Consider the following 22455-nt stretch of genomic DNA (forward strand, 5'->3'; position numbering starts at 1 on the left):
CCCGTCCAGGACGGGGTTCATGCATTAACGGCGTCCAACTAACTGACCAGCAGGACGCCGTTAGCAAGGCTCAATGACGATTAGAAATCGACATTGACGCCCAATTGGAAGGTGCGTCCTGGCATCACCGCCAGTTCACGGTTGTAACTATCCTGATTAGTGCTCAGCGTCAGCTGGCGGCTGCTCAGATAATCCCAGTATTTCCGGTCGGTCAGGTTATAAACGCCGCCGCTCAGCCGCACATTCGGCAGCACGCGCCAGTAGGCAGTCAAATCCACCAGCCCGTAGCCCGGAACGCGCATGTACTGAACGGTCGAATCGGTCAGCGCCGCGCCAGTATTGTTATACCCCTGACGGTTGGTGGCGGTGGCGCGCTTGCCTTTCTGGAAAGTCGTGGTGATGGCGGCACCGTAGCGGTTATCCGTCTCGTCCCAGGCCAGACCGACCACCGCTTTCACCGGCGCTACGCTGTCGAGGTCAACGTATTTGTCGCCCAGATAGCGGGATTTTGACTTGCCTTCGTTATAGCCGACCGCCAGCGTGGTACTGAACCCACCGAGCGCGTCGAACCAGGTGCCCCACTGCACGCGACTGCTGAATTCCGCGCCGTAGATGTAAGCCTTGTCACGGTTTTCCATCTGGTAAGCGGTATAGATATTCGACGGTACGTTGGCGAATTTTTCCGGATTGGCCGCACGGGTGTAGCGGGTGCTGGCGATAAAGTTCTTGTAGTCGTTGTAGAACACGGCGGTGCGGAAGTTGACCCCGTCGGTCACGTCGCCTTTCACCCCCCACTCGTAGTTGTTGCTGGTTTCGGTTTCCAGATTACTGTTGCCGATCAGCGCGTACTGCGCGCGGCCAGCATAGTTGGAACCCAGGCTCCAGGAACCGTACAGCTGGCTGGCATCCGGGAACTGGGCGCCGCGGCGATACTGCAGGTAAGTACTCAGGCGCGGCGTCAGTTCATACTGCAGGCTGAGCGACGGCAGCACTTCAGTATCACGGGTGGTCTTGCCGTACAGCGACTGCACATCGCTCGCGGTGATCACACTGCTGCCCGCACTCAGGCTGGACAGGTTGCGTGACTTCGTGCTCTGGTGCGCCACCCGCACGCCAGGGGTGATAGCCAGCGTCTTGCCGGCCAGCTCGACCTCCATCTTATCCTGCACGAAACCGCCCAGACTATAACTGCGGCTGTCCGCCTCCGGCTGCATGATGGCGTTGGGACCGGTCTGTACCGGTGTTTGATGGAACGGTCGTTCGGTGTCGGACTGCTGAGCGTTAACACCCCAGGTGAACTGGTGCATACCCCAGGATTTCAGCAGGCTGGTTTCAGCGCCGTAGGTTCTGACGTTGTAGTCGGAGTTGACCTTCTGCATACTGCCGTCGTCCAGCGGCATGTCGGTGTCGTCTTTTGCACTGGAGCGCTGGGCGTAGACACGAGAATCCACCGCATCCACCCAGCCGGTGTTGGTGGCGGAGGTCCAGCTGTGGCGCAGGCTGCCGCTCCAGCGTTCGCTGTCGCTGTCCTGCTGTGAGGTACCGACGATGCTACTGCCTGTGCTATTCCAGCCATCGTAATGGGTGTGAGACGTCTTGTTGTAATAGTCGAGCGTTCCGGTGAAACGGTGCTGCTCGTTAGGTTGCCAGATAGCCGAGGTCATCACCGCCGTCGAGTGCCAGTTGAGCGGATAGGCCGACAGACGATCACTGTTAGTGCGGGTCTCCTGACCATCACGGCGGCTGACCACCGCAATGCCGCGCAGAGTTTGGTCGCCGCCAGCAACGGTAACGCCATTGTGCCAGCTGCGGCTGGCGGAGTCGTAGTCGCTCTGATAACCGACATAGTGATCTTTCTGCGCGGATAAGTACTGATCGGGCGATTTGGGACGGAACGACACCGCGCCGCCGATGGCGTTATTGGCGCGTTCGATCGGGGTCGCGCCCGCGTCGATGCTGACCAGACCGTACATGTAAGGGTCAATGTAATCGCGGCCAATACCAAAGGTATTCAGTCCTGGACGCCCGGCATAACTGCGGCCAGTGGCGTTGGGTTGCGGGATGCCATCCACATCGATCGCCACCCGATTGCTCTCCAGACCGCGGATGTTGTAACCGGTATAGCCGCCGCGATCAAACCCGCTTTTACCGGCGCCGGAACCGCCGCTGACGCCGGTGGCGCTCACCAGCGGTTGATAGCGCATGATAGAACCGAAGTCGTTGCCTCCGTTCTTTTGCATCTCACTGTCGGTAATCGTAATAGTGGTACCCGCCTGGGTGACTCGCGGCGACATCACCGTCATCTGATCGCCGGATGAGCCGGTAGCAGCATTGTCCGCCGACGCCGCGTTTTTCTTTCCGGCACCCGCCGTGGCCGAGGCTGCCGTCGTCGATGATGTCGAGGTATTCACGTCCGCCGCCAACGTCGGGCAGGCAAGACCGGTCAATACGCCGGTCAAAATAATTCGGTTTAACCCGATGCGATGCGTTTCTTTATTGTGCAAGAACATACTGCAACCTCAATAGTAGATGTCATTATCTTCTTGCTCAGTGATTGCCAAACAGTATTATTTCAACCCGTTACGGTCGTGTATCCGTTATCGTTCCGGTTGCCGGTGCGCTAACCGCCCTGTCGCAACCGGAGCACTTCCGGGTAACGTTGTTATTATTATGATTGTCGTGCTTTTGGCGTCATCAATGCGCCACCTGCCGCTTAACGGCGCAACGCCACCTGCGGCGTACCGGCATCGAGGTGCCGACTGACCCACACTTCCGCCTGATACCAGCGCTGAATCGCCGTTTCGGTCAGCACCTGCGCCGGCGCACCTTCCGCCACTTTGCAGCCGCCCTGCATCACCACCACCCGATCAGCCCATAACGACGCTAGATTGAGATCGTGCAATACACAACACACCGCAATATTTCCTTTTATAGTCAACGACTTCAGCAATCGCAGCAACCGCTGCTGATAAAACAAATCCAGCGCCGAGGTCGGTTCATCCAGAAACAGCCAGCCTTGCGGACCGTGGCCCCGCCAGAGCTGGGCCAGCGCCTGCGCCAGTCGGACACGTTGCTGCTCGCCGCCGGACAATTGGGGATATAACCGACGGCGTAGATGCTCGCAACCGGTCAACGCCAGCACTGCAGACACCACGTCCGGCTCCGGCGTATCACGCCAGGGGGCTCGCCCCATCGCCACCACCTCTTCCACCAGGAATGACGCGGTTAGCGTATTATCCTGGCGCATCACCGCACGCAGACGCGACAGCGCGCCCGGCGACCAGCTTGTCAACGCACGTCCATCAAGCCGGCATTCTCCCCGTTGCGGGGTCAGATAGCCGGTCAACAACCGCAGCAGGGTGGATTTACCCGCACCATTAGGCCCGATCAGCGCCACCAGTTCGCCGGGATTCAGCGTCAGCGACACATCATCAATCAGGAACCGACCGGCAGTCACCCGGTAACTCAACTGATGCGCCTCCAGTGGCGCAAAACGTGGTTCAGCCATGCTGTCGCCTCAGAATCAACCACAAAAACCAGGGGCCGCCGATCAGACTGGTGAGCAACCCTACCGGCATCTCCGCCGGCACTACTAGCGTGCGGGCCAGCGTATCCGCCAGCAACAGCAGCAACGCGCCACCCAGCGCCGCGCCCGGTAACAGCCAGCGGTGATCCGCGCCCAACAGCAGCCGCATCAGGTGCGGCGTGACCAGACCGACGAAAGCAATAATGCCGCTGACCGACACTGCCGCCGCCACCAGCACCGCACACAGAATCACTATGCGGCGCCGGGTGCGATGCACATCCACCCCAAGGTAATGCGCTTCCTCATCGCCCAGTTGCAGCAAATTGAGCGACGAAGCCAGCCGCTGCAGCCACCACACGCAGGGCACCACCAGCGACGCTACCGCCGCCACTGTTACCCACTGCGCCTGCCCCATACTCCCCATCCCCCACAGCGACAACTGGCGCAGTTGCTGATCGTTGCTGATCCACGCCAGCAGACCGGTAGCAGCGCCGCCGATGGCGTTAATGGCAATGCCCACCAGCAGCAGGCGCGACAGGGAACGCTCGCCCGACAAGCTAAGGGAGAACAACAACAGCATGATCAGCAGGCTACCGACAAAAGCGGCCAGTAACGGTAGGTACAACGCCAGCAGTGTCGGCAACGCCAGCGGAAACAGTATCGCCAGCGCCACGCCGACAGCCGAGCCACTGCTGACACCCAGCAACACCGGGTCCGCCAGCGGATTGCGAAACAGCCCTTGCATTCCGGCGCCGGACAGCGCCAGCGCCATCCCCACCAACAACGCCAACCCCACACGCGGCAGGCGAATATGCCACCACACCTGCCACGCTATGCTGTCGAGCGGTTGGCTCATCAACTGCGTCAATGACACCGACATTGCACCGCTGCCGGCGGCGATCACCGCCAACAGTGCCAGCGCACCCGCCATTGTCAGCAACGTCAAACGTGGAGACTGACTCACTTCGCCGCATCCACGGTTTGACGCAGGCGCAACAGCGCCGCCGGCGTATCCAGACTGAAGCCCAGCAGCGCCATGTCATCGACAATCAGTAACCGTTTGTGCTTGCTGGCCGGCGTCAGCGCCAGTCCTGGCAGTTTCCACACTGCCGCCTCGCCCCCCAGGGATTTCGCGCCATCGGTAGTAATCACCACCCAGTCCGGCTGGCTAGTTACCACGCCTTCCTGCGACAGCGGTTGATAACGGTTGAATCCCTGCATCGCGTTCTGCAATCCGGCGGCACGGAACGCCGCATCCGCTGCGGTGCCCTGCCCGGCCACCATCGCGCTCATACCGCCATGACTGAGAATAAACAACATGCGGGCCGTCGTCGGCTGGGGCGGCACCGCCGCCAGTTGTTGTTTTATCTGCTGTGCCAGCACGTCGCCGCGCGACACCACCCCTAGTGCATTGGCGATCACCTGAATCTTTTCGCTAATGCCTTCGATCGTTTGCGGTTGAGGCACTGTTACCACGCGCACACCCCGGCTGGCGACCTGTTCCAGCACTGTGGACGGTTGCGCCAGTGCGCTTGCCAACACCAGCGTCGGCTGCATCGACAAAATGCCTTCCGCATTTAGCTGGCGCATATAGCCGACATTCGGCAATGCTGTCGCCGCCTCCGGATGCAGACTGGTGCTGTCACGCGCCACTACCTTGTCGCCCGCCTGCAACGCAAACACAATCTGGGTAACATCACCGCCAATGGTCACTATCCGATCAGCGGCCAGCAGCGACAGCGGTAACCACAGCAACAGCAGGCACAGCCCCCTCATGCTGCCACCTCCGGCGTCACCAGCGACATCACCTGCTCACGCCAGCGCGCCTGCTCCGGCTCGCCTTCCGAACGCTGACCAAACAGTTGGGCGATCGGCGTGCCGTCGGCTGCGAACACCTCCAGGCTGGTGACAATGCCGTCTTTGGTCGGCTTACGGGTAACCCAGCTTTCAGCGATGGCGTCTTCAACCAGATGCAACGTGAAGTCACGGTTGAACACATTCAGCCAGTTTTCCATCAGCGTTACCTTTTCGATCACGCCAGTGAAAATCTGCACACAACCGCGGTTGCCAACAAAAATCATGATTTCATTACCCACCTGCTGGGCAGCGCGTAGCAACGTCCCTAACGACTGATTGCTTACCTGACAAGCCAGATCGTCGCTCACCGCACGAAACGCCTGCGGACGCGTGACCTGATGCCGCCTGAGCAACGGGAAGAACTGGTGAACATCGGTCATCGCCCGCCACTCCTGTTCGATCACAGTGGCGTCCAGCACAGCAACTGGGGTATCGACTGGTACCGGTTGCAGCACCAGCGGCGGGTTATCCGCCAGCGTAAAGCGATCAATCAGCGCCATCCAGACGGTCAGTTTCGTGTTGTCGGTGGCATAGACCTTCAGCACTGCGTCGCCGTGACGATCAAAAAACTGAATGCTATGACGTTCGCCGCGCGCGGTCTGTTCCGTTAACGCAAACGCACTGTCCCACTGTTCGGGAAACAGGCGCAGGTCCAGCCCGCGCGGGTTGAGCACCAGACCAACGTGTTCACCAATGCGCTGGTTATGGTAAACCCCAACCTGTTCATGTACTGCGTACTCATTGCGGGTAATGGACTTGGTTTCACCGACGGACTCCAGCCCGGCCAGCAGTGCACGTTTGTCGCCGGATAAGCGTCGGGCATCATGCCCGACGCGCAGCGATGTCAGCTCCGCTTCTCTCAGCCCCATCATGTGGGCCAAATCACGGGCATACTTGTGTGGATGCTCAACTTTTAGTTGCAGGTAGTGTGTGTAGTGATGCTGCATATGCCAAAACTCCCTCGACAGCGCCGTCCGCTGGCTACGGTATTGATGTGTGAATTCCCCACAAAAGATAATAATTATTATTATCATTATAAACAAATGAAAACAAGACACATTCGCAACAAAAATTTACTAATTCATTACATTCCGCAGGGACAAATCCGGGGGTACGCCGTGTCTGGATGATAAATCAGAGTGGTGAGCAAAAAATCAGCTGCGGTTTTCAAATTCAATTTTCATTATTATGGAATAATACCATTCACATTTATCTTGCCATTTAATTTACCAATGATAATCAATCAATTAAAAAATCAATTAATAACCTCATAGCATTACCCATCAGCCTATTAACAACGGTAAAATTCAAATGGCATCAATTGGCCAAAATACCCTTCACCGGCATCTATGATAAGCACACTCAACAGAAAAGAAGTTATAACTCCTTTATTCCATGACAATTTTCTGTCGAAAATAAACATAAATAGCTTAACTATGCCCCAAATAATTCGAGTTGCAGGACAACACGCTCGCGTGTTGAACAACGCAACGCGTTGGCTCATTAGAGCCTTGTAACACGGCAACCGCGTGACAAATTCGTTGGGAACGAATTTGACCAGCCAACGGCTGGCCTCTGGTGAGAGACAGGATGTCTCTCATTTCATTCCCAGTCACTTAATAAGCAAGTGACTGGGGGGGAATGGCAAATCGGCGAAAACTAATTTGAACGCTGCGTACAGCAGCACCGAACTATGAAATGGTCCGGGTAGCGCAGCAGCTGACACACCTTGCTGACGCCACGGTCCGCTCGTTTGCCAGCATTATGCAAGACATCTGTTTCATTATCCCCGAACGCACCAATTTTATGCTGATCTCTTATTATACGTCTCTCCTGGGTATTAAGTTTAAATCAATCCCAAACAGACCTGCGATGAACCAATATTTATTATTTTCACTAAATCAATACTCAACAGCACGGGGGTTATGATTTCTCTTTTCATTGCCCTCGCTATAATCGTTAACCATAGAATGATGCAAGGCCAGCGATAAATGCCAGTCTCGCACGTGAATATGACAGGGGTTTTAAGTTTATTTTATGGTGATACGTTATTGCTCCCCTGTGGTTATTTTTAGCATTATCACTGGGGATTGAAATGGAAAAAAAATCTGCATTGTCACTTTTTTATCATCTGTTAAAGGGCAATTTTTTCTCTGAAAAAATCTGGTGTGCGACAGATATAAAAGCCAAATTTCTATTGCGCTCATTGCTAATGCCGTCAATAACTTTACGTCACCTGCAAAATATTATTGAGATTCCCGCAATGCAGAAGGCGGTAAGCATTCGCCCCATGCTGCCAACCAAGGTGCATCGCCCTTATCTGTCCGCCACGCTACGTGCAGACGAACGAGCTGAGGCGATTCGTAGCCATTATCTTTTCGTGCAACAACTTGCCAACCCGTTTCTGAAACAGGCATTGCTCAGTCAGGATGACTATTGTCTGGCCTGTTTTTCCGGTAAAAACGGCGAGAGTTTTTCGCTGATTTGCAGCAATTCGCGTTACGACAAAGAGGGTGAGGCTACGCTGCGCATTCGTTTCAATGACATGGTGCTGGCGTCGCTGACGTTTTCCGTCATTCGCAGTCAGGACCAACTCACCATCATGATTGGCGGTTTACAGGGAAAAGGCCGTGAGCAGACCCGTGAACTAACCAAAGACGCCTCGAAAGCCTGCTTTGGGCTGTTCCCTAAACGCCTGTTGCTGGAGTGTCTGCTGGCTATTGCCCGTCTCACTGGGATCACGCGTATTCTGGCGGTAGGCGATGAAAACCATGTTTACCAGAATTTGCGCTACTCCTACCGCAAAAATAAAGTACGTTTTTCCAGTTACAGCGAATTCTGGCTGTCAATCAACGCAGACAGAAACGCACAGGGGTTGTATCAACTCCCGCTGGCTATTACACGCAAAACGTTGGATGAATTGCCAAGCAAGAAACGGGCACAGTATCAGCGCCGTTACCAGTTGCTGGACGACATTCATGCCCAGGTCAGGCAAAATCTGGAGCACACCGCGTCATCGGATACAACGGCATCGCCCCGCCAACCAGACAGCCAGTTCAACCGTTCGGTTGATAACAATGGAACCATGAAAATGTCACATCCACACCAACGGGAAGAGGGTCACAGGCAACCGTGTCAGGTTGCTGTGCCGCCGGCCTGATAACCGGTTCATGATGTAGCGACATGACAAGCCATCCTTGCCTGACAAGGATGGCCCCCCAGACACTCACTATGATGACCGGTAATCAGCAAGTGACCAGCCTCAGTTCGCGCATATCCAGATAGTCGCCAACTCTGGCGGCAGAGAGGTTGAATGAGAGTGCGAACAGCCAGGCGCTGCGCGGGATCTTCCAAATGGTGCCTGAACTGCCTTTCTGCAGTTGCTCGCTGTTCTGGATGTAATCGTTACCATCACGCGACAAATCCACCATCACCTGACCGAGGCCGTTTACCGCGTACGCATGGAGTTTTTTGGCAATGACCACCTTAGCGTTAACGGAGGTTCGAGCCTGCCAGGTCACCCCAATTTGATTCTGCCCACTGATCGGTATCAGGAATTGTACCTGTGCGTCACCGCCCTCAGCGATTCTCACAAATCGCCCGTTCTCTTCTTTGATACAGGCGGGATCATAATGGCAGGCGCAACCCGCCACACCGGGATAAACCAGCGTGCTACCGCCATCGTTAAGGGCGATTAACTCCGCCATCTGGTTGGAAAAAATCAGATTGTTTTTCCAGCAGGGGCGATTGGAGATAACGCAGGAGGGTACATTGACGCCATCGGTGGCAAAGCAAACATTGGTCAATGTGGTCTGATAATCAAACGCTTGTTCGAAAATCAGGTAGGGCCGTTCCGGATTCTGGCGCACAAAAATCGCCCCACCGTTGAACACAAAGCTGGCGTTCTTTTTCCTGAGCACCACCGCAGGTTGCTTTCGCTTCACATACTCAACATGACCGTTGATTTCAACATGGCCTTCATTTATTAACGCAATCCCTTCACAGTAATCAAAGCTGCCTGCCTGCCAGTACACGACGCCGTTCGGATTATCGATTTCGAACGCATACCCACCGTTTTGCCAGATACAGCCGATGAAGGTAAAACGTTCGTAGGAATCTGGCTGACGGGTCAGGTACAGCAGGCGATCACAGTTATTAAAACCACAGGAGAACCAGTTCCATCCCCAACCGCCCGCACCGTTGGAAAAGACCCTCCTGAACCCGGTAAACCGGCAGGAATAAATACTCAACAGACAGGAGGCATTACGGTTGGAATTGCTTTCTGGGTTATAAGCAAAAAACAGATCTAACGTTCTCTTTTCAGAAATAAAATGCACACCAGAAAAAAAGCTGTCCACAATATTACTGTAAGCCGCATCCACATCCGGATTTCCGGTCACCACCATCGCATATTTATCAAATTTACCATTTTTGGTAAAAATAATTGTCAGAGGGCCATGAATAGAAACTTTCGATGCATCTATTTTTATCGTAGAAGAAACTAAAACAACGCCTTGCAACATTAACCTGACTTTCTGCTGTGAATTTGATAAAGACTTCGATTCTTCCAACATATCATTAAGAAGCATCTGAAAAGAACCCGTAGAATCTTTCTTTCCAGAAAAATCAATATTGTAACGAGCGAGATCATTAGTGAACGCAACTGTATTATTGCTCTGAGTGTTATTATCCCCCCCCGCCGCCACAGAGGTCACTGCAAATGATGCCAGGCTGCCCACCAGGAAATTTCTTCTGTTCATAAAACCCTCCTACTCCAATAAATTCAATGAATTAAAAATAAAAACCCTCTAGAACCACGGAATGAACGATCAGCACCGATAGATATATCGAAAATAAAAAATAAAAACATAGCGTTAACCCACTGTCATAACTTTCTGCAAAAATAATTAAAAATAAAAATTCATTTGTTTTATCATCCATCGGTACAACACGTTTACTGAATAATGGGAGTTAAAAAATTGGACGCAACCATAAAATACGACCCGCTTTATTGGACAATGCTTTGCATTTTCCTGATACCGCAGTTTGTGTTTGTATTTTTCCAACAATCTTCACTGGCATCAGGCATGATGGTAGCGATAATACCTATTTATATTTATGGCTTGCGCTATATGAAAAACCTGGCATTTCCCAGCGGAAGAATCTTACTTTTCTCAATAGTGATATTTATGTTGCTGGCGCAATCTGGCTATATTGCGGCGATGTATGACAATTACAAACCGCTTTTCACATTACCGGCGCTGGTTATTGTGTTATTCGGCGCCATATTATTCTCCAACCGCTTGTTGACCACTGATCCAGACACCCTTGCCTCTGCTTTTCGTGCTGTTACCTATACCTTGTTGTTACTTGGCTGGCTCTCGGTTATCTATCGCATTGACATCGGCAATTATGCGGCAAAACCTAAAGCGGTGTTTCCTTTTTCTGAGGAGAGCCATTACGCGCTGACGGTAGGCATCTTTGTCTGCGCCAGCGGTATCCTGATGAAAAACCGGGAACGCATGATACTGATGGCGAACCTGCTGTTACAGGCGTTGATTTTCCCCAGTCTGACGCTGCTGGTGTTCTGTATGATGGCGATTTTTGTTTTCTGGATGTCGCGCCGCATTACGCTGATGCTTACGATCATTGTCGTACTGGTCGCAGCAGTGTATGTCATGCTGACCTATTTTTCCGACCTGCCCGCCATCGCCTATTTTGGTTCACGTCTGGCTATCAACGACGACACCGACAACCTGACCACACTGGTATTTCTGCAAGGGGTGGATGACGCTAAAAACGCCTTGTTGGAAAGCCATTACCTCGGACTGGGGCTACAAATGGCAGGCACCAATAGTGTCGGCAAATACGGTTACATCATCCAGTCGCTCGCAGGCAACGACTTCAACCGTACCGACGGCGGCTTTTTGGCTTCGAAAATCGTCAGCGAATTCGGTGCCATTGGTCTGTTGCTTAGTATCGGCTACCTGTGGGTTCTGAAAAAAGCCGTCAATACTATCAATCACATCAGTGATAATACCGATACCGAATCGACACTACTGAAAATCGCCATGGCGGTGATAATCGCCTACGCCGTCGAATTTTTCCTGCGCGGCTATGGCTATTTTTCGCCAGGATTATTTCTGTTCGCCACCATGATGATGGTCAGCAGCAAGCTGTATTACCAGCAGACCAGCGTCGAGCGCCCGCAGGTATCTCCGGCATCGATCCGGCCTCAGTCCTGATAGCCGTCAGCGCCTCCTATGTTGCAAGAGGCGCTGACATCCCCAATCGGCTATTCCCGGTCTACCATGTCGTACAACACATCGCGCCGATTCAGCATCTGCCCACCATCACGAGTCAGTGGTACCCAACCGATGGAGCCGTGGCGGGTAGTCGGCGAGTTAAACAGCAAATCAAACGGAATAGTGAAATAGATGCCTTTGGTGAAGCTGCCTTCACCATAGTCTTTGGCGCTGACATTGGTGACAGTGGCAAAGGCACCGGCGACGATCCCGCTGTCGAAACGGCGCGACAGATCCAGCGTGACGCCTTTATCGCCGGCCAGATAGCGCCCGACACTGATTTTCGCCAACCCGCCTTCAACGAACGGCAGTGACCAGTAGGTAGTCAGGTGACCGGTAGTAACACTGTAATCGCTCAGGCGCTGCGGATCGTTCCAGTCTCGCTGCTTGACGTGGTTGACGTCTATACCCACCGCCCAACGGCTGCCAAAAGGCCGATACAACACCTCGCCCCCTACCCCGGCATACATCATTTCCAGATAGCCGCCATAAGCCTGGGTATACCAGTCGCGTGCCGGATGATCATAACGCGACAGTTGCAGATTGGTCAGTAAGACATCAGAAGCGGTCACGTACTCACGAATATGCGTTCGAACCCGTGGCAACGCCGCACCATCCAGCGGGGGAGATTTGTAGTTGAACCGGTCATAGTTGTTGAGCAAATTGATATTCACCGTACCCCCCAACCGCCAGTTCTCCGTCATGCGGAAATCGGCGCTGGCATTGGCTGACAACTGGTACATATAGAACGATTCCGGGCCGCCAAACGACTGCTGAAGCGAGGGGTCAATGCCATAAGAAAAGCGCGGTGGAGCCGTGTGCAACACCTGCCGGCCACGTGGTTCCGGCAACGGTTCGACGTGATAGGGATTCGGTTCATCCACACCCAACGGCGTACTGCCGGACTCCAGTTGACGCAACGCGCTGGCATCCACTCTGGTGCTGGTGGTCGTCAGCGGGCCGCTGCGGGTAACGATATGGTACTGAGTAACCTTGTCCGGCAGATTATTAGCCAGTACCGTTGCCGCACGTCGGCTGGCTTCGGCATCGCTATTATATTTATATTGCTCCGCCACCACGGTGACCTGCTGATCATCAGCATAAATATCCGGTTGGGCAAAGCCGGCCTTTTTATCCAGCTCTTGTGAAACACGCTGCCAGTCGGTTCCACCCGGTGTATTTTTCGCCGGCAAATACACCGGTGGTTCGTCATCAGGATGAAAGGGCCGCAACCGGTTAAAGTTGGTATTCAGCGTGAACCCCCACATCAGGGTGTTGCCACGTTCCCACGACAGCGAGGTATCCAGCCAGTCAGTGGCGCGATACACCAGCCCAACGTTAATCGGCGAATCCTGCTTGATGTGCTGCGATGCAGGGCGCGTCTGATCTGCCGCTTCCTGGCTGTAATCGTTGCTGTCATATTCCAGCTTGAGCCGCAACGGGTCCCACGGCGTTTGGTACTCCAGCCCGGCAAACAGCGCCGCAGGCCCGTGAAAAAAGTTCTTCACCGCAAACTGCCCGGTTTCGGTAGAGGTAGGACGGGTACAGAATCCTGATGCCAGACGACAGGCTGGGTTAGTAATATTGCCGCTCTGTGCCATGTTGCCCCAGCCCATACCCAGCGTGAAATCGACAGGTCCCCAGCGCTTGCTGGCCACCAGATATTCACTGTCGAACAAGCCCGTACCGGCAATATCACGCAACCCCAGCGAGACTTGCGGTAGCCAGCGACTTTCCTGCCAAAGTCGCGCCTTGACGTCAAAACTTTTGTCTTTGTAGGTCTGATCACCGCTGAAGCCGGGAACGTTGCTGTAAGGCCGGGTGCGGATGTCGGTATATCGTAGCGTCGCCTCCAGCCAGTCGAGCACCTGTAACGAAATGGCGTAGCGACGATATTCCTGGTTATCGCGGTAACTGGCGCTGAACTCGCCGGTATCGGCCATACGTGCCGTCGGCATCTGCCATAACCCAACGCCGCCAAAGTCCATCTGCGATACCCCGGCAGGCTGATAATAGCTGCTGCGATTCGCCGCTTCGCTACTGTCCGCACCCGTTGCCCACGCGGGCGCCCCTAATGCGCTGCCTATCGCCAGCGACAGACAGCGTAATGTCAAAGTTGTGTTATTAGTCATTAGTGTGGAATCCGGTTGGCAAGATAGTCAGCAATCTGCGCATTCAACGAGGTGAAGCCCTCAGGCAGAATAGAAGGATCGAAACCGATAAATAGCGTTTCCCCCGCCGCCGGCTCATGGTGCCGGCGGTTCCAGATGGCCAGCGGAACATTGCGCCAGTGACCATCAACCGAGATCAGGTAACCCGTGTTGCTATCGCCACCCGGTAGAAAACGCCGTTTGCCGATGTACTGCTCAACCGACCAACCGGGCCGCAGGTCAATATCCTTGAACACATTCGGCGTGCCGATATCGATACCGGTGCTGATTAACCCGAACAAAAAGAACTGCTGCCGGTAAGGCGACAGGTAAAGGGTATAGTTACCCACCAACGGACGATTATCCCGCTGAGAAATACGCACGATATCCGGGTCGAGGCTGGCGTGAATCCGCCCCGCGATACTCACCTGCTTCAATGCCTGCGCCATATACCAGGCGGCGATAGCCCAGTCGCCATTGCCTTTAACCTGCCAGATCAGTTGCAACTGATAGAGTCTGGCCTGCAATTTTTCGCCTTCTTCGGTGACTTTTTTCGTCACCATCTCATTGGTAAGTAGTGCGCTCTGCCAGTTAATCTGGTCCGGAAACGTTATCTGGTCATAAAACCGATCCAGACGAGTACCATCACCCAGCACCACGGCAGGCCGTGTTTCACCCGCATAATTTAGCGTTAGTTGTGCCGCCCCTGATGTTCCAGCCACCAGCAATAACAAGGCGACTAATCGATTGAATAACGACATAAAGTAACCTTATTGAATGTATGGCCTAAGGACAGTGAACTGGACCAAAGCCATGTTTGGCCCCATATACTGATGACTTTGAACGACCTGACCAGAATCCGGGTCAAGCCAGTATTGGTTGGTATAATGTTTGTTCAGCGTGGGTACGGTCACCTGTTCGTCGAAACGTACCGTTTGGCGCGGTTCATTCAGTATCGTCAGGATTTCCGGGCCTTTGTTCTCGAATACCGACTGCACGTCATAACCGCCGCGTAATACTTGCGACCAGCTGACAATGGTGTGCCATTGTTTCGGCGTATCAGGTTTCAGCAAACCGAGACTAAGCGGGTCGGAATCCAGATTGCCGACATGCTGAATGTCTTCTCCGAACCCTTGTGTTTCCACCAGTCGCCCAAAGCGAGTGACGACTCTATTTTTATCCGCCGTCAGCCATTTCAGTTGCTGGTTATCAACAAACGCCAGCACCACAAAGACACGCGGAGCTTCACCCACTTTCAGATACGCCGACGCATAAGGAATTTGTTCGACCTGTTGTGACGTCATGCTGGTGTCTTTCGGTCCTGATAATGCCGACAGGAAGGTCTGACTCCATTGGCTGAACTGCTGAGAACAACCTGTCAGCCCCAGCAGGATTAAAGGAATGACCAACAGCACACAAAATAAGTCTAATCCAATGATTTTTTTCATTGTTATGGGTCTCGCCTTAACATCCCGAAGCAGAAAAAAGGCCACCGAAGTGGCCTTGGTTATTAGCCCATCATTAACCGCGAGTTGACGTCGTGGTTGAAGTGCTGGTGCTAGTGCCAGTGGAGGTACTGGTAGAGGCAGAAACTACGCCACCTACAATGGCAGTACCCACCCCATGACCATAGCCGTAGCCATAGCCCGAACCGTTACCACTAGCCGAACTCGACGCGTGTGAACCAGCCGAGACACCACCACTATAAATGGAACTCCCAGCGGAACTCCCAACTGCCAGGGCGCTTACCGGTACGGCTAGCGCCAGTGTCAGGATCGCCAACATTTTCTTCATCATTACCATTTCCTTTCATTTCCCGTTAAGGACATCGGGCAGGGAAAACCGAAAGTTATTCCCTGTCCCCCGACTGGCTGAATTAATCAGCCAGGTTGGATCTTTCCCATGACCGGTGAAAAAATTATTTCAGCTTATCCTTCATGAAATAATTCCCGCGCATGGGTAAGATCCGAACAAAAATTCAGATAGAGAATAAGAAAAACAAGTTTGAGTGATTAAGAAAATAAGAAAAATCGCAAGAGCGTTATTATTTTCCAATAAATTACAATGAGATGATGAATTATCAGAAAGTTCTTAACTATTAACGAAGAGATACTGAGAAATAAAAACCGGATATTTCTACCCGGTTTAATAAAATAAATAATACTCTGAGAATATTATTCTAACCATTCGGTGTGGAATACACCTTCTTTATCAATACGCTTATAAGTATGCGCACCAAAATAATCACGCTGAGCCTGAATCAAGTTCGCGGGTAATACCGCAGAACGGTAACTGTCATAATAGGCGATTGCCGCAGAGAATGTCGGCGTTGGAATTCCTTGTTGTACCGCATAGGACACGACATCACGCAGCGCTTGCTGGTATTCGTCGGCTACCTGGCGGAAATACGGTGCCAGCAACAGATTAGCGATGTCGGCGTTTTCGGCGTAAGCATCGGTGATTTTCTGTAAGAACTGCGCACGGATGATACAACCGGCACGGAAGATCTTGGCGATTTCGCCGTAGTTCAGGTTCCAGCTGTTTTCGTCAGATGCCGCTTTCAACTGGGAAAAACCCTGCGCATAGGAGACGATTTTCCCCAGATACAGTGCACGGCGTACTTTTTCCACGAACCCGGCCTTGTCACCGCTGAATGCCTGCGCAACCGGGCCGCTCAACACCGTAGACGCCGCCACGCGCTGGCTCTTCAGCGAGGAGAGATAACGAGCAAACACCGACTCGGTAATCAGAGACAACGGCTCACCTAAGTCCAGTGAACTCTGGCTGGTCCATTTACCGGTGCCTTTATTAGCCGCTTCATCCAGAATCACATCGACCAGATATTTACCCTCTTCGTCTTTCTTGGTGAAGATATCGGCGGTGATTTCGATCAGGTAGCTACTCAGCTCACCTTTGTTCCACTCGGAGAAGGTATTCGCCAGCTCATCATTGGAGAGCGCAAGCGCCTGTTTCAGCAGCGCGTAGGCTTCAGCAATCAGTTGCATGTCGCCGTACTCAATGCCGTTATGCACCATTTTCACGTAGTGACCGGCACCGTCAGCGCCAATATAAGTCACACAGGGTTCACCATCGGCACGGGCGGCAATCTGCTGCAAAATCGGCGCCACCAGTTCATAGGCTTCTTTCTGACCACCCGGCATAATAGACGGGCCTTTAAGCGCCCCTTCTTCACCACCGGAAACACCGGTACCGATGAAGTTAAACCCTTCTGCAGACAGTTCACGGTTACGGCGGATAGTATCTTTATAAAACGTGTTGCCGCCGTCGATCAGGATGTCGCCTTTTTCCAGATACGGTTTCAGCGACTCGATGGTTTTGTCCGTCGCTTCACCTGCTTTAACCATCAACAGGATGCGGCGCGGTTTTTCCAGAGATTCAACAAACTCTTCAACGGTGTAACACGGTACCAGTTTTTTCCCTGGATTCTCTGCAATCACCTCATCCGTTTTGTCTGCGGAACGGTTAAAGACGGATACGGTATAGCCACGGCTTTCAATGTTCAGCGCCAGATTGCGCCCCATTACCGCCATACCGACAACGCCAATTTGCTGTTTGGACATTAAAACAACTCCTGTCTGAAGGTAACCTGCCTGCGGCTAATTGCGCCTCAGGCAACAAAAAGCAGGCTAACATGGTAACCCAGCTAAGGCTGGGTGGGTAGTTATTGGTACAACAGGGGATCAGACAGGAATTCCACAAAAGGAATGGATGACACATAAACGGAATAAAAATCAAAAAAGCGGCACAATAAATTACAATGCTATTGATTATACGGATAACTACCTGAGCAACGACCGGAAAAAACCCGATAACACCGACGCATTATCGGGTTTGAACGGTTGATTAATACTTGCTCAGCAACGCCTTGATTTTGGTTTTGAAGGCATCACCCAGCTCCGGGTTGCGCAAACCATAGGAAACAAACGCCTGTACATACCCCATTTTACGGCCACAGTTGAAGCTACGCCCCGCCATCTGAACGGCATCAACCTGCTGGGTTTTAATCAGTTCGGCAATGGCGTCGGTCAGTTGGATACGTCCCCACGCGCCCGCCAGCGTTTTTTCCAGAATCGGCCAGGCTTCGGCAGTCAGAACATAACGCCCAACCGCAGACAGATCTGACCCTTCCACCGGAGCCAGTTCCGGTTTTTCGATCATCGCGGTGATAGCCGAGGCGTCGCCCGCCTGATTCAGCGACGTTTCGCACTCCACGATGGAGTATTCCGGCAGTACCTCGTACGGACGGTGTTTTACCAACACCTGGCTGTGCCCGGTCTCTTCAAAACGGGAGATCAACAACGCCAGATTGTCTTTTGACTGATCGGCGGAACTGTCATCCATCACCACATCCGGCAGCACCACCACAAATGGCGAATTGCCGATAATCGGGTGAGCGCAGGATACTGCGTGCCCCAGCCCCAGTGTCTGCCCCTGACGCACATTCATAATGGTCACGCCCGGCGGACAAATAGACTGGACTTCTGCCAGCAACTGGCGCTTGGCACGTTCTTCCAGCATCGATTCCAGCTCGAAAGAGGTATCAAAATGGTTTTCAATGGCGTTCTTAGAGGCGTGCGTTACCAGCACAATCTCTTTAATTCCCGCATTAACGCATTCGTTGACAATCTTTTCGATTACCGGCCTGTCAACCAGCGGAAGCATCTCTTTCGGAATCGCTTTAGTAGCCGGCAACAAATTCATCCCTAAGCCGGCAACGGGGATAATCGCTTTTAATGCTGTCATTTCGTGTTCTCTCAAAAACATGCTGCTGTTTGCCGCGACGAGGCAAAGACCACGCCACATTAATTTTTCTGATGCCAGAATACACCTAATCAGCCCCAAAGAGATCGCGGGTATACACTTTTTCCATCACATCAGACAATTCCGGCGCCATTCGGTTCGACAAAATCACGTCAGACATCTGTTTGAACTCATCGAGATTGTGAATAACGCGCGAACGGAAAAACTCTGACTCTTGCAACGCCGGCTCATACACCACCACATCGATCCCTTTAGCCTTGATACGCTTCATGACTCCCTGAATCGCGGAGGCACGGAAGTTATCAGACCCGGTTTTCATCACCAGCCGGTAGATACCGACAATCTTCGGATTCCGTTTGATCACGGAATCGGCGACGAAATCCTTGCGGGTGGTATTGGCGTCAACAATCGCCCGAATCAGGTTGTTCGGTACCGACTCATAGTTAGCCAGCAGTTGCTTGGTATCCTTCGGCAGACAGTAGCCGCCATAACCGAACGACGGGTTGTTGTAGTGCTGGCCGATGCGCGGGTCCAGCCCGACGCCTTCGATGATCTGCTTGCTGTCCAGCCCCAGCGTCTGAGCGTAGGTATCCAACTCGTTAAAGTAGGCCACACGCATCGCCAGATAGGTATTGGCAAACAGTTTGATCGCTTCGGCTTCGGTGGAATCGGTAAACAGTACCGGAATATTGGTTTTGATGGCGCCGTCCACCAGCAGGCGGGCAAAACGCTCGGCACGTTCAGAACGTTCCCCCACCACGATACGGGAAGGATACAGGTTGTCATACAACGCACGGCCTTCACGCAGAAACTCCGGCGAGAAGATAATGTTTTCCGTCTCGAACTGTTCGCGGACCTGCGCGGTGTATCCCACCGGGATGGTGGATTTGATGATCATGACCGCATTCTGGTTCACCTCCAGCACCTTGCTTATCACGGCTTCCACCGAGCGGGTGTTGAAGTAATTGGTCTTCGGATCGTAATCCGTTGGTGTAGCGATAATGACGAACTCCGCATCCTGATAGGCGGAATTAGCGTCCAGCGTAGCACGAAAATTCAGCGCCGGGTTGCGCAGATAAGCTTCGATTTCCTTATCCACAATAGGAGAAATGCCTTTGTTAAGCATTTCTACTTTTTCGGCGACGATATCCACCGCGACGACCTCATTATGCTGCGCCAGCAGCATAGCGTTGGACAAGCCAACATAACCGGTACCCGCAATTGCAATTTTCATTATCTGTCCACATTCATTCTACCGGGTAACATGCTGTACCCGTCACAGAACAATAGCAAAGCCGCAGAAACGTCCGCCGCATCATGCCGTCCAATTTCTCTTTAATTCGTTCAGGCTTGATAGAAATCCTGGTACCAGTCCACGAAGGCCCGTACCCCGTCTTCCACCCCAACCTGTGGTCGATAGCCTGTCACAGCGAACAGGTCGCTGGTATCGGCATAGGTCTGATAAACGTCGCCAGCCTGCATCGGCATGAAATTTTTCACCGCCTCTCTCCCCAGCGCCGACTCCAGTGCAGTCACGAAATCCATCAGCCGTACCGGGCTGCCGTGACCAATATTGTAGAGTCGGTATGGTGCAGAACTGGTGGCTGAAGAACCATTTTCCACCGCCCATTCAGCGTTGCGTTCGGGAATTTTATCCACCACACGCAATACGCCTTCTACGATATCGGTGACATAGGTGAAATCACGCCACATATCGCCCCGATTGTAGATATCGATAGGTTCGCCAGCCAGAATGTTGCGGGTGAACTTGAACAGCGCCATATCCGGACGCCCCCATGGCCCATACACCGTGAAAAAGCGCAGCCCGGTCACAGGCAAGCCATACAGATGCGAATAGGAATGCGCCATCAATTCGTTGGATTTCTTGGTCGCGGCATACAACGAAATGGGATGATCGGTCGAATCCGTAGTGGCAAACGGCGTTTTGCTGTTCAACCCATACACCGAACTGGAAGAAGCATAAATCAGGTGACCAACATCATGATGGCGACACCCTTCCAGCACATTCAGGTGGCCGATGAGATTGCTTTGCGCGTACACCATCGGGTTTTCCAGCGAATACCGCACCCCAGCCTGTGCAGCGAGATGGATAACACGCTCGAATTTTTCTGCCGCGAACAGCGCCGCCATCGCCTGGCTATCCACAATATCTATCTGCTCAAAACGGAACCCCGGCAGCGTACGCAATTTCGCCAGCCGCGCTTCTTTGAGCGATACATCATAATAGCTGTTGAGGTTGTCTATCCCCACCACCGTATGGCCGGCAGCGCAGAGTGACTGACAGGTATATAAGCCGATAAAGCCGGCAGCGCCAGTAACAAGAAATTTCATTCAGGAACTCTTAACGTGACTTGAATGGCGGAGATAATACCATTCACTACCTTGATTCAGCACCCGCTAACCACCGAAAAAGCCAGAGGGTGCCCAAAATCACCTCAACACTGGCGCAACAGCGCTAAAATTGTTCGGGTTTTTTCCTCCATTAATCGGACATTCTGGCGCGACTCGACATTGAGCCGCACCACCGGTTCCGTATTAGAACGACGCAAATTGAAACGCCAATCAACGAACGTCAGACTGATGCCGTCAGTTTCATCTATCGCCAACGCCTGCGGCTCCAACGCCGCACGCACGCGGGCAATCGCTGCAACCGGGTCAGTCAACAAGGAGTTGATCTCTCCAGAGGCGGGATACGCCATCATGCGCTCACTGACGAGTTGCGACAGCGATTGCCCACGCACGCCGATCAACTCCGCCACCAGCAGCCATGGAATCATGCCGGAATCGCAGTAGGCGAACGAGCGGAAGTAATGATGCGCGCTCATTTCACCACCATAAATGGCATCTTCCTTGCGCATCCGTTCTTTGATAAAGGCATGGCCGGTTTTAGACATCACCGGATTACCGCCTTTACCGATGACGATATCCACCGTATTCCAGGTCAGGCGCGGGTCGTGGATGATGGTGGAACCCGGTGCCTTGTTCAGGAACGATTCCGCCAGCAAGCCGACAATATAGTAACCCTCGATAAAACGCCCCTGATGATCGAACAGGAAGCAGCGGTCAAAATCACCATCAAACGCCACACCGAAGTCTGCCTGATGTTCAACCACCGCACGAGCGGTATCCTCCCGACACTCCGGCAGTAGTGGGTTAGGTATACCGTTGGGAAACGAGCCATCCGGCTGATGATGAACCTTGATAAAGGTTATCGGCGCGCCATGGCGGTGCAACTCGGCCTCAAGGGCGTCCACCACGTGACCAGCCGCCCCATTCCCGCTATTAATAACTATCTTCATCGGCGTCAAATTGCGCGGATCAATGTACGCCATCAGATGCTCGACATACGGCTTCAATATCTCCAGAGGCTCATACCCCCCACGACGCGGCAGGTCTATAGCTGCAAAGCGATTTTCTTGCGCCAGACGCTGGATATCCTTCAGTCCGCTATCACCGCTGATAGGTTTAGCACCGGCACGCACCAGCTTCATTCCATTGTAATTAATCGGATTATGGCTGGCGGTCACTTCTATCCCACCGTCCATCTCAAAATGGAACGTGGCAAAGTAGATTTCCTCGGTACCGGACAAACCTATGTCATACACATCCACTCCGGCATCGCGCAGGCCATCCGCCAGCGCACGTTTTAGCGCTTCGCTGGTCAGCCTCACATCGCCGCCCACCACCACACGCCGGGGTTGAATCACCTCGGCATAGGCTCGACCGATGCGGTAGGCGATATTTTCATTCAGTTCAGATCCCAGTTCACCGCGAATATCATAAGCTTTAAAACAGGTTAATTCGGACATCGGCT

17 protein-coding genes are annotated in these 22455 nt (G+C 53.1%); 2 read left to right on the forward strand and 15 right to left on the reverse strand.

Going from position 1 to position 22455, the window contains the following annotated elements:
* Window positions 1-80: 80 nt before the first annotated feature.
* The 5 genes from Dpoa569_RS12200 to Dpoa569_RS12220 form a co-directional block, all read right to left on the reverse strand.
* Window positions 81-2510 carry a TonB-dependent receptor domain-containing protein gene (locus Dpoa569_RS12200; protein WP_050569424.1) on the reverse strand — a complete coding sequence of 810 codons (2430 nt, stop codon included), beginning with the start codon at window positions 2508-2510 and terminating at the stop codon, window positions 81-83.
* Window positions 2511-2713: 203 nt separating this feature from the next.
* Window positions 2714-3508, reverse strand: coding sequence for a heme ABC transporter ATP-binding protein (locus Dpoa569_RS12205; protein WP_042869677.1), 795 nt, complete (start codon window positions 3506-3508; stop codon window positions 2714-2716).
* Window positions 3501-4457, reverse strand: coding sequence for a FecCD family ABC transporter permease (locus tag Dpoa569_RS12210; RefSeq protein ID WP_050569540.1), 957 nt, complete (start codon window positions 4455-4457; stop codon window positions 3501-3503). Before Dpoa569_RS12210 ends, Dpoa569_RS12205 begins: the two co-directional genes overlap by 8 nt.
* Before the next feature lie 29 nt (window positions 4458-4486).
* Window positions 4487-5302 (reverse strand): heme/hemin ABC transporter substrate-binding protein, encoded by an 816-nt coding sequence (locus Dpoa569_RS12215; protein ID WP_042869675.1) that lies wholly within the window; start codon window positions 5300-5302, stop codon window positions 4487-4489.
* The gene (locus tag Dpoa569_RS12220) at window positions 5299-6330 is read right to left on the reverse strand and encodes a hemin-degrading factor (RefSeq protein ID WP_042869673.1); all 1032 of its coding nucleotides are present in this window, start codon (window positions 6328-6330) and stop codon (window positions 5299-5301) included. The genes Dpoa569_RS12215 and Dpoa569_RS12220 overlap by 4 nt, the downstream gene beginning before the upstream one ends.
* 1148 nt (window positions 6331-7478) lie before the next feature.
* Here Dpoa569_RS12220 and Dpoa569_RS12225 point away from each other — a divergent pair.
* Window positions 7479-8543 carry a VirK/YbjX family protein gene (locus Dpoa569_RS12225; RefSeq protein WP_128569697.1) on the forward strand — a complete coding sequence of 355 codons (1065 nt, stop codon included), beginning with the start codon at window positions 7479-7481 and terminating at the stop codon, window positions 8541-8543.
* A gap of 85 nt (window positions 8544-8628) precedes the next feature.
* On the opposite strand, the gene Dpoa569_RS12230 is transcribed toward Dpoa569_RS12225, so the two are convergent.
* Window positions 8629-10122 carry a hypothetical protein gene (locus Dpoa569_RS12230; protein ID WP_227983039.1) on the reverse strand — a complete coding sequence of 498 codons (1494 nt, stop codon included), beginning with the start codon at window positions 10120-10122 and terminating at the stop codon, window positions 8629-8631.
* A gap of 450 nt (window positions 10123-10572) precedes the next feature.
* Here Dpoa569_RS12230 and Dpoa569_RS12235 point away from each other — a divergent pair, with 450 nt between their 5' ends.
* Window positions 10573-11628, forward strand: coding sequence for a hypothetical protein (locus Dpoa569_RS12235; protein ID WP_227983041.1), 1056 nt, complete (start codon window positions 10573-10575; stop codon window positions 11626-11628).
* 50 nt (window positions 11629-11678) lie between these two features.
* Here the strand turns inward: Dpoa569_RS12235 and Dpoa569_RS12240 are convergent, their stop codons facing one another.
* The 9 genes from Dpoa569_RS12240 to cpsG all read right to left on the reverse strand — a co-directional run bounded on the left by Dpoa569_RS12240 (window position 11679) and on the right by cpsG (window position 22450).
* Window positions 11679-13820: a YjbH domain-containing protein gene (locus Dpoa569_RS12240; RefSeq protein ID WP_042869660.1), complete on the reverse strand. Its 2142-nt coding sequence runs from the start codon at window positions 13818-13820 to the stop codon at window positions 11679-11681.
* Window positions 13820-14599: a capsule biosynthesis GfcC D2 domain-containing protein gene (locus Dpoa569_RS12245; protein WP_042869658.1), complete on the reverse strand. Its 780-nt coding sequence runs from the start codon at window positions 14597-14599 to the stop codon at window positions 13820-13822. Before Dpoa569_RS12245 ends, Dpoa569_RS12240 begins: the two co-directional genes overlap by 1 nt.
* A gap of 9 nt (window positions 14600-14608) precedes the next feature.
* Complete coding sequence (locus Dpoa569_RS12250; RefSeq protein ID WP_042869657.1) at window positions 14609-15286, reverse strand: YjbF family lipoprotein; 678 nt, start codon at window positions 15284-15286, stop codon at window positions 14609-14611.
* A gap of 73 nt (window positions 15287-15359) precedes the next feature.
* Window positions 15360-15635 carry a hypothetical protein gene (locus Dpoa569_RS12255; protein ID WP_071604290.1) on the reverse strand — a complete coding sequence of 92 codons (276 nt, stop codon included), beginning with the start codon at window positions 15633-15635 and terminating at the stop codon, window positions 15360-15362.
* A gap of 377 nt (window positions 15636-16012) precedes the next feature.
* The gene (gene gndA / locus Dpoa569_RS12260) at window positions 16013-17419 is read right to left on the reverse strand and encodes an NADP-dependent phosphogluconate dehydrogenase (protein ID WP_042869655.1); all 1407 of its coding nucleotides are present in this window, start codon (window positions 17417-17419) and stop codon (window positions 16013-16015) included.
* Between the two features lie 283 nt (window positions 17420-17702).
* The gene (locus tag Dpoa569_RS12265) at window positions 17703-18602 is read right to left on the reverse strand and encodes a sugar phosphate nucleotidyltransferase (protein ID WP_042873847.1); all 900 of its coding nucleotides are present in this window, start codon (window positions 18600-18602) and stop codon (window positions 17703-17705) included.
* 85 nt (window positions 18603-18687) lie between these two features.
* Window positions 18688-19854, reverse strand: coding sequence for a nucleotide sugar dehydrogenase (locus Dpoa569_RS12270; RefSeq protein ID WP_042869652.1), 1167 nt, complete (start codon window positions 19852-19854; stop codon window positions 18688-18690).
* Window positions 19855-19964: 110 nt separating this feature from the next.
* Window positions 19965-20972, reverse strand: coding sequence for an NAD-dependent epimerase (locus Dpoa569_RS12275; RefSeq protein ID WP_042869650.1), 1008 nt, complete (start codon window positions 20970-20972; stop codon window positions 19965-19967).
* A gap of 104 nt (window positions 20973-21076) precedes the next feature.
* Window positions 21077-22450, reverse strand: coding sequence for a phosphomannomutase CpsG (gene cpsG / locus Dpoa569_RS12280; RefSeq protein ID WP_042869648.1), 1374 nt, complete (start codon window positions 22448-22450; stop codon window positions 21077-21079).
* Window positions 22451-22455: the final 5 nt, after the last annotated feature.

The sequence above is a fragment of the Dickeya poaceiphila genome (assembly GCF_007858975.2).
GTDB lineage: Bacteria > Pseudomonadota > Gammaproteobacteria > Enterobacterales > Enterobacteriaceae > Dickeya > Dickeya poaceiphila.